The 17,028-nt window shown below is 37.8% G+C and carries 16 protein-coding genes and 1 pseudogene; 10 read left to right on the forward strand and 7 right to left on the reverse strand.

All coding sequences use genetic code 11. The features are described from left to right. Positions 1-82 precede the first annotated feature (82 nt). From ACFINA_RS01490 to rsmA, 3 genes are read left to right on the forward strand one after another with little or no spacing between them, the layout of a single operon-like run. Positions 83-1,039, forward strand: coding sequence for a SurA N-terminal domain-containing protein (locus ACFINA_RS01490; protein ID WP_375606282.1), 957 nt, complete (start codon positions 83-85; stop codon positions 1,037-1,039). After that, positions 1,039-2,052, forward strand: coding sequence for a 4-hydroxythreonine-4-phosphate dehydrogenase PdxA (gene pdxA / locus ACFINA_RS01495; protein ID WP_375614963.1), 1,014 nt, complete (start codon positions 1,039-1,041; stop codon positions 2,050-2,052). The genes ACFINA_RS01490 and pdxA overlap by 1 nt, the downstream gene beginning before the upstream one ends. Beyond that, positions 2,043-2,873 carry a 16S rRNA (adenine(1518)-N(6)/adenine(1519)-N(6))-dimethyltransferase RsmA gene (rsmA, locus tag ACFINA_RS01500; RefSeq protein WP_375614964.1) on the forward strand — a complete coding sequence of 277 codons (831 nt, stop codon included), beginning with the start codon at positions 2,043-2,045 and terminating at the stop codon, positions 2,871-2,873. Before pdxA ends, rsmA begins: the two co-directional genes overlap by 10 nt. Positions 2,874-2,902: 29 nt before the next feature. Here rsmA and gmk read toward each other — a convergent pair whose 3' ends face one another. The 7 genes from gmk to ACFINA_RS01535 all read right to left on the reverse strand — a co-directional run bounded on the left by gmk (position 2,903) and on the right by ACFINA_RS01535 (position 9,305). Further along, positions 2,903-3,580, reverse strand: a complete 678-nt coding sequence (gene gmk / locus ACFINA_RS01505; protein WP_375606285.1) for a guanylate kinase — start codon at positions 3,578-3,580, stop codon at positions 2,903-2,905. Positions 3,581-3,873: 293 nt separating this feature from the next. Then, positions 3,874-4,983: an endolytic transglycosylase MltG gene (mltG, locus tag ACFINA_RS01510; RefSeq protein WP_375606286.1), complete on the reverse strand. Its 1,110-nt coding sequence runs from the start codon at positions 4,981-4,983 to the stop codon at positions 3,874-3,876. A 95-nt stretch (positions 4,984-5,078) separates the two neighbouring features. Continuing rightward, on the reverse strand, positions 5,079-6,341 hold the full coding sequence (gene fabF / locus ACFINA_RS01515) for a beta-ketoacyl-ACP synthase II (protein WP_375610164.1): 1,263 nt from the start codon (positions 6,339-6,341) through the stop codon (positions 5,079-5,081). Positions 6,342-6,442: 101 nt separating this feature from the next. Continuing rightward, a complete protein-coding gene (locus ACFINA_RS01520; RefSeq protein ID WP_004860281.1) occupies positions 6,443-6,679 on the reverse strand; it encodes an acyl carrier protein in 237 nt (78 codons plus the stop codon). A 260-nt stretch (positions 6,680-6,939) separates the two neighbouring features. Then, positions 6,940-7,677, reverse strand: coding sequence for a 3-oxoacyl-[acyl-carrier-protein] reductase (gene fabG, locus ACFINA_RS01525; RefSeq protein WP_375614390.1), 738 nt, complete (start codon positions 7,675-7,677; stop codon positions 6,940-6,942). 18 nt (positions 7,678-7,695) lie between these two features. Next, positions 7,696-8,640, reverse strand: coding sequence for an ACP S-malonyltransferase (fabD, locus tag ACFINA_RS01530; protein ID WP_375614391.1), 945 nt, complete (start codon positions 8,638-8,640; stop codon positions 7,696-7,698). Between the two features lie 77 nt (positions 8,641-8,717). Continuing rightward, positions 8,718-9,305 (reverse strand): undecaprenyl-diphosphatase, encoded by a 588-nt coding sequence (locus ACFINA_RS01535; RefSeq protein WP_375614392.1) that lies wholly within the window; start codon positions 9,303-9,305, stop codon positions 8,718-8,720. Positions 9,306-9,651: 346 nt separating this feature from the next. On the opposite strand from ACFINA_RS01535, the gene rpsF reads away from it, so the two are divergent. From rpsF to radA, 7 genes and pseudogenes are all read left to right on the forward strand, one after another. Then, positions 9,652-10,059, forward strand: a complete 408-nt coding sequence (rpsF, locus tag ACFINA_RS01540; RefSeq protein ID WP_375606290.1) for a 30S ribosomal protein S6 — start codon at positions 9,652-9,654, stop codon at positions 10,057-10,059. Continuing rightward, positions 10,059-10,307, forward strand: coding sequence for a 30S ribosomal protein S18 (gene rpsR / locus ACFINA_RS01545; RefSeq protein WP_375606469.1), 249 nt, complete (start codon positions 10,059-10,061; stop codon positions 10,305-10,307). Before rpsF ends, rpsR begins: the two co-directional genes overlap by 1 nt. A 149-nt stretch (positions 10,308-10,456) precedes the next feature. Continuing rightward, on the forward strand, positions 10,457-11,437 hold the full coding sequence (locus ACFINA_RS01550; protein ID WP_375614393.1) for a hypothetical protein: 981 nt from the start codon (positions 10,457-10,459) through the stop codon (positions 11,435-11,437). 25 nt (positions 11,438-11,462) lie between these two features. Next, positions 11,463-12,059 (forward strand): 50S ribosomal protein L9, encoded by a 597-nt coding sequence (gene rplI / locus ACFINA_RS01555; protein WP_273791080.1) that lies wholly within the window; start codon positions 11,463-11,465, stop codon positions 12,057-12,059. Positions 12,060-12,556: 497 nt separating this feature from the next. Beyond that, a complete protein-coding gene (locus ACFINA_RS01560; protein ID WP_375610161.1) occupies positions 12,557-14,047 on the forward strand; it encodes a replicative DNA helicase in 1,491 nt (496 codons plus the stop codon). A 538-nt stretch (positions 14,048-14,585) separates the two neighbouring features. Then, positions 14,586-15,575: pseudogene (locus tag ACFINA_RS01565) on the forward strand (DnaB-like helicase C-terminal domain-containing protein); the annotation flags it as partial. A gap of 6 nt (positions 15,576-15,581) precedes the next feature. Beyond that, entirely contained in the window at positions 15,582-16,958 is a 1,377-nt protein-coding gene (gene radA, locus ACFINA_RS01570) for a DNA repair protein RadA (RefSeq protein WP_375607710.1), read from the forward strand. The last annotated feature ends 70 nt before the right edge of the window (positions 16,959-17,028 follow it).

The following is a 17,028-nucleotide window of genomic DNA, read 5'->3' on the forward strand; positions in this document are numbered from 1 at the left end:
AACTTATCATTGTTTTTATGAAAGAAAGCGTGTATTTTAAGTTGTTGATGAGAATTAATAAACAATGCGAAAGCCTATTTATATGAATAAATTGAAAAAGCGTTTTCTTGCTTTATTTTATATTGCGTCTTTGAGCGTAAGTAGCCTGTTAATAAATGGATTTTTGATTCCGACAGTCTTTGCGCAGACTTCTATTGTTGTTACAGTTAATGGCAACCCCATCACAAATTATGATATACAAAGGCGCCTTGCTTTTCTGAGACTGCAACAAAAGCAAGGCAATTTGGTGGCACAGGCTAAAAAAGAGCTTGTTGACGAAAAGCTAAAAAATATTGAAATAAAACGTCTTAATATTGAAGTAAGCAATGATGAAGTTGATAAAGCTTTTGAGAATTTTGCAACACAAAATAATATGACGATTGATCAGCTCAACCAGATTCTGATCCAAACTGATATCACTGTGCAACACTTTAAAGATTACATCCGTGGACAAATAGGATGGGGACGTCTTGTTAGCGCACGCTATCAATCTGAAACAGGTATGATTAGCGAACAAGAAGCTGTACGCAGAATATTAAAAAATGGTGGTGTAAAACCTTCAACCAACGAATATACATTACAGAGAATTGTTTTTGTCATTCCAGCACATCGTCGTTCAGAAATCTTTGAAAGACGTCAAAGAGAAGCAAGTAATTTTCGCGCACATTTCCGTGGATGTGCAAATGCTCACAATCAAGCAAAAGGTATTTTAGACGTTACTATCCGTCACTTAGGAAAGTTTCTGGAGCCCCAACTCCCCAGTGCATGGGAACAAGCTATTCTTGCAACACCTGCTGGAAAAATGACAAAATTACAAGAAACATCTGATGGAATCGAAGCAATTGCTGTCTGCAAAATAAAGAGAGTTTCTGATGATTATGTCGCTCGGCTGATCTTTTCTCTTCAAGATAGTAAAAAAAGAAGCCCGCAAAAACTTGAAGAATTAAGCGACAAATATTTAGAAGAACTGCGCCGAGTGGCGCGTATTCAAAATTCATAATGGCTATTCTTGTTGTTAGCGGTGGAGATCCTGCCGGAATTGGTCCTGAAATAGTACTAAAAGCGTGGAATTTGCGTGTTACGCATAAAATTCCACCTTTTGTACTTCTTGCTGATCCAGATGTTATTCGTTCGCGCGCTCGTTTTTTACAGATTGATGTTGAGGTGCAATCTGTTTTAATCAATAATCCTACAAAAAATTTTCAAAACGCTCTTCCTATCATACCGTTAAAAAACAAACAAAGTGATCAATTAGGTATACCTTCATCGAATAATGCTGCTGGAATCATTGAAGCGATTAAACGCAGTGTTCAATTGATTCAAAGTGGCCATGCATGTGCACTAATCACTTGTCCTATTGCAAAAAAAAATCTTTATGATGCTGGTTTTCAATTTCCAGGTCATACAGAATTTTTAGCCGATTTGGCATATAAAGCTTTTCATAAATGTTATCATCCCGTTATGATGTTAGCAGGACCTCGATTAAAAACGGTACCAATTACTGTTCATATTCCATTCAAAGATGTTCCTTCACAGCTTACCCGTGATTTAATTATTCAAACGGTACTTATTACTGAATGTGACTTAAAAACACGGTTTAAAATAACATCACCCCGACTAGCTGTTGCTGGTCTTAATCCTCATGCTGGAGAAGGAGGTGCAATGGGAAAAGAAGATATTGAAGTTATCACTCCTGCTATTGAATATCTTAAAAAGAAAGGACTCAATATTGCAGGCCCGCTGCCTGCCGACACAATGTTCCATGAATGCGCAAGAAAGGCATATGACGTTGCCATTTGTATGTATCATGATCAAGCCCTTATCCCTGTTAAAACATTAGACTTTGATACCACCGTTAATGTTACATTAGGTTTACCTTTTATTCGTACGTCTCCAGATCACGGGACTGCTTTTGACATTGCTGATAAAGGGATAGCCTCTCCCGAAAGCTTTATTGCTGCTCTTAAACTTGCAAATCAACTTGCAAAAAATAGTTTGAACCCATGCCAATAGATAATCTTCCTCCTCTGCGTGAGGTTATTGATATATATGGATTACAAGCACATAAATCTTTGGGGCAAAATTTTCTTTTTGATCTTAATTTAACCTCTAAAATTGCTCATCAAGCAGGAAATATAGAAGGAAAACCTGTTATTGAAGTTGGGCCTGGTCCTGGAGGTCTCACACGTGCCTTGCTGGCAAAGGGCGCCATTGTAATAGCAATAGAACGCGATGAGCGTTGTATACCGGCTCTCTTAGAAATAGAAAAACACTATCCTCAAAAATTAAAACTTATTTGTAATGATGCTCTGAAGCAAAATTTCTCAAAACTCTTTGAAACAAGCCTAGAAAAACCACGCATTATTGCAAACCTTCCCTATAATATTGGAACACAACTCTTATTAAATTGGCTTTTGTCTGAACCATGGCCTCCTTTTTATGAGTCAATGACATTGATGTTCCAACGTGAAGTTGCCAAACGGATTACGGCTCAACCTCACTCTGCTCACTATGGACGCCTTAGTGTTTTAGCTGGCTGGCGTACCGTTGCTAAAATTGCTTTTGATGTTCCACCTCAAGCCTTTATACCAGCGCCTAAAGTAACCTCTTCCGTTGTTCATATTATTCCGCGCCCCCGCCCTCTTGCCTGCTCTGCACAAAAACTAAGCCTCATTACAAAAACTGCTTTTGGACAAAGACGAAAAATGCTTCGTCAAAATCTCAAAACACTTGGAGGTGAAGAGCTGTTAGAAAAAGCTGGAATTGATGGAAGACGCCGTGCTGAAACACTCTCGGTTTCTGAATTTGTAACTTTAGCGCATCTAGTGCTCTAAAAAATGCACTTTTTGTTTTGCATTCTTTTTTAATAAAGGCATTTATCGATCTTTTCAGCAATAAGCCCATCAACAAAAGAGGCAAGATAAGAACAGCGCTCGCGTTTTTTGGTTTCAGCTAAATAAATCGACTTAATAAAAGATAAAGATTGATCTAAATCTTCGTTAATCACAACATAATCATAAGAATGCCAATGCTTTAATTCCGTTCGTGCATTTTCCAATCGTAAATTGATGATATCTTGACTATCTTCGGCTCGACGATGTAAACGCGAAACAAGCTCTTTCATTGATGGTGGAAGAATAAAAACAGATACAGTGTCTCCTAGCATTTTTTTTTGCAGCTGCTTAGTACCCTGATAATCAATATCAAATAGCATATCACGGCCGGTATTCAATGCTTTTTCAACAGTTTCACGTAAAGTGCCATAATAATTCCCGTGAACTTCTGCCCACTCAATAAATTCATCCCTATCACGCTTATATTCAAACTCTTCCTTTGAAATAAAGTAATAATGCAGCCCATCTACTTCACTAGGACGCCTTTTCCTTGTGGTCATACTTACGGAAAGCTCTAATTGTCCCTCTTTTAGAAGTAATCGAGAAATTGTTGATTTACCAGCGCCTGAAGGTGAAGAGAGAATAAATAAAAAACCGCGGCGTTGATTTGTTTTTATGGCATTGAATTTACTTTCAAAGGCTGTCATCACACCACTCTACTTTGTTTATAAATTTTTCTTCAAAATTTAAATAATACATTACCTCAATATTTCTCCCAACCAATGGTATTTGCTTTAGCAGCTAGATCTCAATGTTATCCTGTTCTTCCATTAAAATAATTTATTAGCAGTATATTTATTTCTTTCTTAAATATTTTTATCCATACGCTAAGCTCTCTTGTAGCATACAAGAAAATGATTTTTATAATTCTTATAAAAAAATTTTACTATACTTTGGATTTTCATTTTACGATGCAAACAGATACGTTATTATTATAAATTTAATGTCTTGCCTTTAATTCTCGCCACTTGCGAACATTCATATTATGTTCTTCTAAAGTTCGAGAAAAGACATGCCCTCCTGAACCATCAGCAACAAAATAAAGTGCATCACTGCTTGGTGGATGTGCTACCGCTTTCAAAGAATCTCGACCTGGATTTGCAATAGCCGTTGGAGGCAAACCATTAATTTTATAAGTATTATATGGTGTTTCCTTCTCAAGATCTGAACGATAAATCGCACGACCGGATGGTTTTCCTTTTCCTCCGAAGAGACCATAAATTACTGTTGGATCCGATTGAAGACGCATATGCTTTGTAAGGCGGTTATAAAATACCGCAGCAACCATTGGTCTTTCTGCTGCAATTCCCGTTTCTTTCTCAACAATTGAGGCTAATATAACAAATTCATCAATTGATTTAATAGGTAAATCAGGTGAACGCGTAGCCCATATAGCATGAATTAATTTTGTCTGTCCTTCACGCAATCTGTTTACAATCTCTTTACGCGTTGTCCCCCGAATAAAACGAACAGTATCCGTCATTAAACAGCCTTCTGGAGGCAAAATTTTTGGAAGGTCTCCAATCAAAATTTCATTCGCAGCTAATCGATCGAAAACTTGCTGAACCGTTAAACCTTCAGGTACTGTAAATGTATACTCTATAGATTTTCCTTTCACAAGAATATCCATAATATCCTGCATCGAAGCATGAGCTGGAATTAAATATTCACCAGCCTTCAGATGCGTTGTTTTTTGGTGATAACCAACCCCATAAACAAAGATATCTGATGATCGAATGAAACCACGTTTTTCTAGCAATGAAGCAATTTCACGAATTCCGGTACCAGGATGGATAAGAACAATTTGTTCTTCCTCAATTTTTCCCTTTTCTTCAAAAATACTTTTTCCAATATAAAGAGGAATACTTATGCCAAAAAGAATAATCACAATCAGCATAAGAAAAAAATTACCGAGAACAACCAATGGATTACGGACGATAGATGATTTCTTTCGTTTTTTATGTATTAACATGTCATAACTATCTGCTAAATGATTCGAAGAGGAATCACTTACGTCCTTTAATGGTTTTCCATTTTTCACATCGGACATAACCCCTCATAGCGATTAAGGATAATATTATAATTTCTCATTCACCTTATAATAAAGTAGAAAACTCAAAAGAAGAAATTAAATAAAAATACTTATTATCCTCTAAAACGTTGTATCACCAACGATGCATTTGTCCCACCAAATCCAAAAGAATTAGAAAGAATCGTATCAATCTTTCGTTCACGCGGTTTGTGTGGTACAAGGTCGATTTTTGTTTCAATCGATGGATTGTCAAGATTCAGTGTCGCTGGGGCTATATTATCCCGTATAGCTAAAATAGAAAAAATAGCCTCAGCAGCACCGGCTGCACCAAGTAAATGCCCGATAGATGATTTCGTTGATGACATAGAAACTTGTGGTGCATAACTCCCTAAAACACGCTCAACAGCCGCTAGCTCTATGGAATCAGCCATCGTAGATGTACCATGAGCATTAATATAATCAAGTTCACTCACATTCACTTGTGCACGCTTAAGAGCAGCTATCATACTACGCTGAGCCCCTTCACCACTTTCTGAAGGTGCTGTAATGTGGTAAGCGTCACCAGATAAACCATAGCCAATAATCTCAGCATAAATACGCGCCCCTCGTTTTTTGGCATGTTCCAGCTCTTCTAAAACAACAACAGCTGCTCCTTCCCCCATCACAAAACCATCACGATCAGTATCATAAGGACGTGACGCCCGTTCAGGATCATCATTGCGACAAGTAGAAAGAGCTCTACAAGCTGCAAAACCTGCAAGAGATATCCGATTTATCGGAGATTCAGTCCCCCCTGCCACCATGACATCTGCATCACCAAACATAATCAAACGTGCCGCATCACCAATCGCATGCGCCCCTGTCGAACAAGCCGTTACAACAGAATGATTAGGCCCCCGTAAACCATATTGAATAGACACATAACCAGAAGCAAGATTAATCAAACGACCTGGAATAAAAAAGGGAGAAACACGACGTGGGCCCTTATCACGAAGCGTATAACCAGCTTCAACAATGCCCTCAACTCCCCCAATTCCCGAACCAATTAACACACCTGTACAAATCTGATCTTCATCACTCTTAGGAAACCATTCGGCATCTGCAAGCGCTTGGTTAGCAGCAGCCATTGCATAAACAATAAATGCATCAACTTTACGTTGCTCCTTAGGTTCCATATACAAATCAGCATTATAGGTCCCCTCTGTTCCATCCCCTAAGGGGATACGCGCAGCAATCTGGCATGGCAAATCTGATACATCAAATTCAGTGATACGTCGGACACCACTTCTTCCTTCAAGAAGTCGTTTCCAACTATATTCAATATTACCAGCTAATGGAGATACCAATCCTAAACCAGTAACAACAACACGTCTCATAACTTCTAACCTTGAACTAAACTTCACCTCTCAAAGCTCTCTTTTCAAAAGAACTCCGAAGAATATAGGCAAAAGCAATTTATGCCTTTGCCCTTTAGTAATCACGCAGAAGCTTTATCAATGAACTTGACTGCATCACCAACGGTGAAAATCGTTTCAGCAGCTTCATCTGGAATTTCTACCCCAAACTCTTCTTCAAAAGCCATAACGAGTTCAACCGTATCAAGGCTATCAGCCCCTAGATCATCGATAAAGCTTGCATTTTCTACAACTTTATCAGCATTAACCCCAAGATGTTCCACGATAATTTTCTTAACGCGCTCTACTGTATCACTCATGTTGAAATCCTCGAATTTATATTTCCTATAATTTGGTTAACTATATCGGTTCATCTAATCAAGCAATAGATGCATTACTTTAAAAGATTTTAGTAATGATTTAAAACATCCTGTGGATATCCCCTACAAAATGAACCAATCTGACATTCCGACATCAATTGATTAACGACCATATTAAAGAAATAGATGCATCTATCCATTTCAATCGTTACTATCTAAAATAATACAATTCATAAATCAATGTGGAATAAAATAAATACTCATATCATTGCCATTCCACCATTGATATGGAGTGTTTGACCTGTCGTATAGGCTGCTTCATCGCTTGCTAAATAAACAGCAGCAGTGGCTATTTCTTGCCCACTTCCCATACGCTTCATTGGAATCGCAGCCATAATGGCTTCTTTTTGCTTTTCATTAAGCTTGTCTGTCATTGCAGATTTAATAAATCCTGGAGCAATACAATTGACAGTGATATTTCGCGAAGCAATTTCTTGTGCCAATGCTTTAGAAAAACCTATCAAGCCTGCTTTTGCAGCACAGTAATTTGTTTGTCCAGGATTTCCCACAACACCAACAACAGATGTAATGTTAATAATTCTTCCATAACGGCGGCGCATCATAGAATGTATTAATTCACGCGTCAAAAGAGAAGCAGCTGTTAGGTTAACTTCTAAAACATCATCCCAGTCTTTATCTTGCATACGCACAAAAAGACCATCTCTAGTGATTCCCGCATTGTTAACCAAAATATCGACGCCATCCATTTTTCTCTCTGCAACTTCAGCCAATTGTTTAATCGATTGGCGTTCAGAAAGATTAGCGGGAAATACAAAAACATTCTGCCCTAATTCTGCCGCCACTTCTCTGAGCTTTTCTTCACGTGTTCCATGAAGTCCAACAATGGCTCCTTGTGCATGAAAGCAGCGTGCAATTGCCTCACCAATTTCTCCCGAAGCCCCCGTTACAAGAGCTTTACGCCCTGTTAATCTAAACATTTTTTAACTCCTTATAGATTAAACGCCAAGCATGCCTAGCGCTGATTCTATTTCATCAACTGTTCCAATTGTTACCCCCTTTATATCTTTGTTAATACGACGCGTTAAACCTGTTAATACTTTTCCAGAACCAACTTCAAAAAGCGTATCAACCCCATTCGCAGCGATCCATTCTATTGTTTCACGCCATCGCACCCTCCCAGTCACTTGTTGGACAAGAAGAGTAGTAATACGCTCTGGATTGCTCTCAGGTGCAACAGAAACATTGGCAATCAAAGGAACAATAGGGGACATTTTGTTAACAGTCAAAAGTGCTTTCTTCATGGCATCAGCAGCAGGTTGCATTAAAGATGAATGAAAAGGTGCAGAAACAGGAAGAAGAAGTGCACGTTTTGCACCTTTTATTGATGCAATCTCTACCGCTGCCTCAACTGCTTTTGCTTTACCGGAAATAACAATTTGCCCACCACCATTATCATTAGCAATCTGACATAGTCCTTCTCCAGAAACAGTTTCGCAAATTTCTTCCACAATGTGCTCTTCCAAACCAATCAATGCAGCCATAGAACCTTCACCAACCGCAACAGCAGCCTGCATAGCATTGCCACGAATACGCAAAAGTCTTGCCGTATCTGTGAGAGTAAATGTACCAGCAGCACAAAGAGCCGAATATTCGCCTAAAGAATGGCCAGCAACAAATCTTACCTTTTCTTCTATACGAAGCCCTAATTGTTTCATCACACGAATGACAGCCATAGATACAGCCATTAATGCCGGTTGTGCATTTGCTGTTAACGTTAAAACATTTGCTGGTCCTTCAAAAATGATCTTTGATAATTTCTCACCCAAAGCATCATCAACTTCCTCGAAAACCATCCGCGCCGCAACAAATTGCTCTGCAAGCGCTTTCCCCATACCAACAAGTTGACTCCCCTGCCCTGGAAAAACAAAAGCTGCACCCATTTATCAACTCCTAAAACTGTACAATTAAATTATTTTCTTTTGACCTTATTCATCCGCACAAATCAAGATAAAGCCCTTTATTTAAAACGAATACCACACTTAAAATTATATTTTAAGGGTGGAATTTGATATAAAAACTTAGGAAAATATGGTGCTATAAACTGAATAACACTCAAACTTATAAGACTTCCTAAAACTATACCTGCTAAAATATCAAAAGGGTAATGTACACCCACAAAGATGCGCGCCCAACAGATTAAGAATAAAAACACCACAGCAAATCTAAAAGTCACTTTGTATCGGTAAAAATAAAAGTTAGCTGTATAAGATGCAATGGTCAAGGCATGATTACTAGGAAAAGAAGCTGTTGCACGATGTTGAATCAGGGGTGTTGTCAGCCCTACAACGAATGGGCGTGGATGAAAGTAAAAAAGAGAAATGAGATAGCCTATGAAAAGAGAAGTACAAATGCTCATGCAAGTGCTTAGCACGACACATCGTTCCCTTTCTCTACCACAAAACCACAACGCAAAAAGATGAATAGGAATGATGTAAATTAAAAACTTTGCACAAAAAATGCTAAACAAAACTAAAATCGACCAAGATTGATGATTGCCGACAAACATTTCAAAGAGTGAAACATCAATCTGGTTTAAAAAGTCCATTTTTCTCTCCTTATTTTTATAGTGTTACAGAACTATCTCTTTGTAGAAGAGGGAAATATATTGAAAATATATCAAGATTTAATAAATCAATTTTTTTATGTGCGTAAACTTGCTATTTTTAAAGATAACCTGTAGATATGGAGTGTTCGTTGCCGGTACTTTAGCTGGAGGTTGAACGGAGGGCTGTGAAATCAGTAGGAAATACAATGTTTCCGACCTCCCGTGTCTCCGCTCTGAGATGTCTCGAATTGTAAACGCGTCCTTTCTTCTTTGGATTTCCAAAAAAGACAAGTCGCAGAGGCTTTGCGCTAAAACCGGTGGAATTTAATTGAAGAAAGGCAAAACAATGGCTCTTTATGAACATATGTTCCTTGCTCGACAAGACATTGCACCACAACAAGTTGATGAACTTTTGAGTCTCTACAAAGGTGTCATTGAAGCGCAGGGTGGAAAAGTTGGGCGTGTAGAAAATTGGGGACTTCGTCCTCTTGCTTACCGTATTCGAAAAAACCGTAAGGCTTATTATGTATTGGTCAATATTGATGCACCAGCTACAGCAATTGCTGAAATGGAGCGTCAGATGCGCATCAATGAGGATGTTTTGCGTTACATGACCATTCGTGTAGAAAAACATGAAAAAGAAAAATCTGCTATGCTCTCACATCTTGATCGCAATAGCCACATTGGTCATGATGAGGAGCGTTCTCGTTCCCCGCGTCGTCAACGTGAAAATGCTATAGAAGGGGTAGAATGATGACTGATACTAATCAAAACTCTGCACGTCGCCCCTTTCATCGCCGTCGCAAAACATGTCCTTTTTCAGGAGTTAATGCACCGAAAATTGATTATAAAGATATCAAATTGTTACAACGTTATATCTCTGAACGTGGAAAAATTGTTCCTTCACGGATTACAGCTGTTAGTCAAAAAAGACAGCGTGAATTAGCTAACGCTATCAAACGTGCTCGCTTTTTAGGCTTACTTCCGTACGTTATAAAGTAAGCGATCAATACGCTATGCAACTGGAGAGTTTATCCAGTTGCTTTTCTTATATGGTTAAAAAATAGCTTGTTGTATCCTATGTTAAGCTATTAAATGTCAAAGTTGGGGTATTGACACGCCTCTAACTGCAGAAAGCAGGACAGCAATAAATGAAAAAAAATCGTACTTATGAGATATTAACCGGTATTTTGGCAGGATTATTTGCTGTTGTGATAGGAATGGCAATCATCAGTGTTGCAAATATCGCGCCCTTTTTTTCTCTTCTTCTTGGCTGCTTTCTTTCATTGCCAATTTTTATTGTTGCGTTCGGTCAAGGAACATTAGCCAGTCTCATCGCCCTCATAAGTGCCACTGTTGTTCTTATCATAACCACTAATACCTATATTGCTTTTGGCTTTATGTTCTTATTTTTCCTTCCTGCTGTCTATGCTTCTTGGCTTCTTGGGCTTGCACGACCAGCGCAAAAAGAAAACGAACTGATGTGGTATCCATTATCATCGGTTATTTTTCATTTAACTAATTTTATCGCTCTTATAGCAACTTTCATTGGGCTCTATGTTCAAACACGTCCTTCCACACCCATCGTTGCAAAAAAAATCACCGAAAACATAGCACAAACTCTGCAACAAACACAGTCAATAAAGGAAGCCGATATACGCGCTTTTAATGAGCTTTTAATGACGCATACAGCAACTTTTACTGCTTTTTCTTTGACTATTTATAGTTTGGTTTTTCTCATTGGTAACCTTTACTTTTCCATGATAGCAGCACAACATATGAAATGGCTGAAAAGACCCCGTGATGATTGGAGCCAAACTCTCCGCCTTCCAATTTCTGGAATTATTATTTTTATTATTGTTTGCATAGCATCGATGGTTGAGTTGAGCGCTTCTCTTAACTTGAGTACACTTGTCTTTAGTACTGCATACACTGTCATCATATTAATTAGCGGTCTAGCATATCTTCACAATATTACAAAAGGGGTAAACGGTCGGATTATTATACTTTCTCTTGTTTATATTGCTATTTTAACAGTCGTTTTTACTCCACCTATTGTTTTCATGATGCTTTTGATGGGAATTTGGGCTGCTATTCAATACAATTTTCAATCACGCAAAAAACTCCACTAAATTTATTTGTTCGAAAGGAAAAACTATGGATATTATTTTACTTGAGCGCATTCCTCGTCTTGGTCAGATGGGTGATATTGTCTCAGTTAAAGATGGTTATGCGCGTAATTTTCTCTTGCCTCAAGGTAAAGCTTTACGCGCAAATGAAGCTAATAAAAAACATTTTGAGGTACAACGTGCACAACTTGAAGCACGTAATCTTGAACGCAAAAGCGAAGCGCAAAAAATTGCTGAAAAACTTGATGGACAATCATTCATTGTTGTTCGTTCTGCTGGTGAAACGGGACAACTTTATGGTTCTGTGTCAACACGTGATATTGCTGAAATCATAACAGATGAAGGCTTTTCTATTGGAAGAAATCAAATCGAACTTAATCATCCAATAAAAATGATCGGTCTTCACACTATCACTCTTAGTTTACATCCAGAAGTTCAAATTTCTGTGATTATTAACGTTGCGCGTTCTACCAGTGAAGCACAACGCCAAGCAGAAGGTGAAACTCTCACTTCGGCTAAAGAAATATATAATATTCAAGAAGAATTATTAGAAGAAAGTCAGGAAGAATTATTGGCAGAAGAAATTAATGACAACGATATAAACAGTTCTCATCAAGAAGCTTAATTGCTATTTTTTCTTTCTGTTTTATATTTTTTATTCCATTTTAAATATCGCTCATAAAATACTCACACTTTAAAAGTGAGTATTTTATGGCTATCGTACATAAAGAACCTAATTTTTATGAAAGAATTAGAAATATACTATTTAAAAATTACATGCCGAGAATGATAATATCACTAAGAGGAAATGTCTTTTGTTTTCCAGCATATAAAACAAAAATAATTCTACTTAAACAGATATTGGAATTTTAAGGTTAAGTAACTTAAAAATACTTAAATTTAGAGTAGAAAAACTTCCACTTTAAAATCACATATTATAAAATAAAATAGATAGACATTATATAAATAATACACAAATGATAAATGAGGAACGAAAGAGAGTTTTAAAAAATTATATAATTTTAACTTAAAATGAAGATTTGTAGCTCTATTCTTTTAATTATACGATTTTCAATTTATCACCTAAAGTAGCTAGACTTAGAATTTTAGTGGAAAAATATTATGGAAGAAACTAACGTTGTTAATGTCAGCTCTTCAAAGAAAGAGGATTCTCCTTCTTTTCGGCAACTTCCGCATAATATTGAAGCTGAACAGGCATTGCTTGGTGCCATCTTTATCAACAATGATTCTCTTGACCGCGTTTCAGATTTTCTAAAACCAGAACATTTTTTTGAACCATTGCATCAAAAAATTTATCATGTTTTATCTCACCTTATTAAAATAGGAAAACGTGTAGATCCAGTTACAATCAAACCCTATATCCAAATGGAAGAGAAAATTGGAGATATTACTGTATACCAATATGTTGTTCGCTTAGCCACAGAGGCAGTCACTATTATTAACGCTGAAGATTATGGACGCGTCATTTACGATCTCTTTATCCGACGATCTTTGATTAACCTTGGAACTCAAGTTGTCAATACAGCCTTTGATGCTCCTGTAGAACTCACGCCTACCCAACAAATTGAAACTGTTGAAAATCAGTTATTTGAGCTAGCAGAAAAAGGGAAATATGGAGGTGGATTTGAAAATTTTAATGAGGCCATTAAAAAAGCTATCGATATGGCAAGTGCTGCGAAAAAGCGCTCTTCACAATTATCAGGGATAGCCACCCATATTAAAACACTTGATGAAAAAATGGGAGGATTACAAGCATCTGACTTAATTATCCTTGCGGGCCGCCCTGGTATGGGTAAAACCTCACTGGCTACCAATATTGCCTTTAATATTGCTAATGCTTATAATCGTAATGCCAATATCCAAGAAAATGAAGGCGGCATTGTGGGATTCTTCTCACTTGAGATGTCATCCGAACAGCTTGCAACCCGTATTATTTCTGAACAAACAGAAGTCTCTTCTTCTGATATTCGGCGTGGTAATATTTCAGATGAACAATTTTCAAAAATTATTCGTGCGGTGAACCAACTACAAAAGGCACCCCTTTATATTGATCAAACTGGTGGAATATCAATTACGCAATTAGCCGCTCGTGCGCGGCGTCTCAAGCGGCAACATGGTTTAGATATCTTGTTTATTGACTATATCCAACTCATGACAAGCAGTTCAAAGCGTTCATCAGAAAATCGTGTTCAAGAGATCACAGAAATTACCACAGGATTAAAAGCATTAGCGAAAGAATTGAATATTCCTATTATCGCTCTCTCTCAACTTTCACGTCAAGTAGAAAATAGAACAGATAAACGCCCACAGCTTTCAGATTTACGTGAATCTGGTTCAATTGAGCAAGATGCCGACATCGTTCTGTTTGTCTATCGCGAAGAATATTATCTCAAAAATGAAGAACCAAAACTAGGTAGCTTGGAACATACGAAATGGCAAGAAATAATGGATAAAGCTTTTGGAAAAGCTGACGTTATTATTGCAAAACAGCGCCATGGGCCGACAGGAATCGTGCCCCTTGCCTTTCAATCTGATTTCACACGCTTTAGTGATCTGGCCGATAGCAATTACCTTCCAGAGCAAATTGGTTAAATCGACATGGCGCGTAATCGTATTCAATTTATCTGTCAAAATTGCAGAACCATCCATTCTCGTTGGGCAGGAAAATGGATGATTTTGGCCGTCATTATTTGCTATCTAAAAAGCTCTTGAACAATATTAATCTTAATAATATGAGAAGATAATACATCTTTTTAGCGTTGCAAGTAAGATACATATATCCAAAATCTATAGCTAATCTAAATCTTTCTATATTGTTCCTTCTTTAAAAAAACTCCTTCTCACAAGACACTCATTTTCTTGTTTTTAAATTCAAAAATAATTGCTGATGTTGTGCAAGACTGGCTATTATGTAAAATATCAGAAAATTTCCTCTTTATAGGACAATCTCTAACCTTTTAACAAAAATATTTTCTAATCTATCTGAAAAATTACCCTAATTACCGCAATATAAAAAACAAGCAGTGTTTTAAATACTACAGCACAGAGAAAATTCTATAACATGCAAAATATTCTTGATATAAAATTGTATAAAAACTGATATATAACAAAAGGAAAATGTGTAATTATGCTAGAAAAAAAAGAAGACTGCGATAGTGGATTTGACAGTCTTGATGAAGCTATTAAAAGAGTTATTGATATAGCAGGTGCTACAAAAAAGCGCTCTTCGCAAATATCAGGGATAGCGACTCATATTCAAACACTTGATGAAAAAATAGGAGGATTACAACCATCCGATTTAATTATCCTTGCAGGGCGCCCTGGTATGGGTAAAACTTCACTTGCTACCAATATTGCCTTTAATATTGCCAATGCTTATAATCATAATGGTAATATCCAAGAAAATGAAGGCAGCGTTGTAGGATTCTTCTCACTTGAAATGTCCTCAGAGCAGCTTGCAACACGTATTATTTCTGAACAAACGGAAGTCTCTTCTTCTGATATTCGACGTGGTCATATTTCAGATGAACAATTTTCAAAAATTATTCGTACGGTAAATCAGCTCCAAAAGGCACCCCTTTATATTGATCAAACTGGAGGAATATCAGTTTCACAACTGGCTGCCCGTGCTCGGCGTCTCAAGCAAAAACATGGTTTGGATGTCTTAATTATTGATTATATCCAACTCATGACAAGTGATTTAAAATACACATCTGAATATCGTATTCAAGAAATCACTGCAGAATTAAAAGCCTTAGCTAAAGAATTAAATATCCCTATTATTGCTCTTTCACAACTTTCACATCAAGTTGAAAACAGAACAGATAAACGCCCAAAACTTTTAGATTTAGGTGGATTTGGTTCTATTGAGCAAGATGCCGACATCGTTTTATTTGTCTATCGTGAAGAATATTACCTCAAAAATGAAGAACCAAAGTTCGGTAGCCTTGAACATATGAAATGGCTAGAAATAATGGACAAAGCTTTTGGAAAAGCTGATGTTACTATTGCAAAACATCGCCATGGGCCGACAGGAATCGTTCCCCTTGCCTTTCAATCTGACTTCACACGCTTTAGTGATTTGGCTGATAGCAATTATCTTCCAGAGCAAATTGGCTAAACCACCATGGCACGCAACCGTATTCAATTTATCTGTCAAAATTGCGGAACCATCCATTCTCGTTGGGCAGGGAAATGTAGCGCCTGTGGAGAATGGAATTCTCTTGTTGAAGAAAATATAAATGGCGGCATAGGAAGTGGTCCTAAGCAGAATACGCGTAAAGGACGCATCGTTGCCCTTACATCTCTTTCTGGAGATATCCAAGATGCTCCACGTATTCATTCTGGTATTGCGGAACTTGATCGTGTTACCGGTGGGGGCTTTGTCCGTGGATCAGCACTTCTTGTTGGTGGTGATCCTGGTATTGGAAAATCAACATTGCTGACACAAACAGCTGCTGCTTTATCCCGCAAAGGACATCATGTCATCTATGTCTCAGGTGAAGAGGCTATTGCGCAAATTTGTCTGCGTGCACAGAGGCTTGGAGCGAACAATACAGAAGTAAAACTTGCCGCTGAAACCAATGTAGAAGATATTCTGGCAACCTTAAGCGAACATAAAAACCTTGATATGGTGATTATCGATTCGATTCAAACTCTATGGTCAGATACAGCAGATTCAGCACCTGGCACTGTCACACAAGTACGTATTGGCGCTCAAGCAATGATCCGCTTTGCCAAGAAAACAGGAGCTGCTGTTGTTCTTGTTGGTCATGTTACAAAAGATGGGCAAATTGCTGGTCCTAGAGTCGTTGAACATATGGTTGATGGCGTTCTCTATTTTGAGGGTGAAGGTGGACATCATTATCGCATTCTTAGAACTGTAAAAAATCGCTTCGGGCCAACAGATGAAATTGGTGTCTTTGAAATGTCTGATAAAGGATTACGCGAAGTGATAAATCCATCCGAATTGTTCTTAGGAGAACGTAATGAAAAAGCACCAGGCGCTGCTGTTTTCGCCGGGATGGAAGGAACACGCCCAATATTAGTAGAAATTCAAGCGCTTGTTGCTCCTTCTTCCCTTGGGACACCAAGACGTGCAGTTGTCGGATGGGATGGAAATCGTCTTTCTATGATTCTTGCCGTTTTAGAAGCCCATTGTGGCATTCGTTTTGGACAGCATGATGTCTATCTGAACGTGGCAGGTGGATATCGCATATCAGAACCCGCTGCTGATTTAGCTGTAGCCGCTGCTTTGGTATCCTCTCTTGCCAATATTCCTTTGCCAACAAATTATGTATATTTTGGTGAAGTCAGTCTTTCAGGAGCTACCCGCGCTGTTGCACATTCAGCACAGCGCATCAATGAAGCAAAAAAACTTGGCTTTCAGGGAGCCTTTCACCCCACAACAACAACCGAAATGATGAATTCGCTCAACTTTCAACAAAAAACTTTCTCCGACCTTCCCGAACTCGTTGCTACTCTTACTGTAAGTAAAAAATGATCTGTACCACAGATATGATAATATAGAAAAAACTCTATAAAATACAAAAGATCCTTGCTATAAGAACAAA

The organism is Bartonella sp. AC10YNML, from assembly GCF_042196825.1.
Taxonomy (GTDB): domain Bacteria; phylum Pseudomonadota; class Alphaproteobacteria; order Rhizobiales; family Rhizobiaceae; genus Bartonella.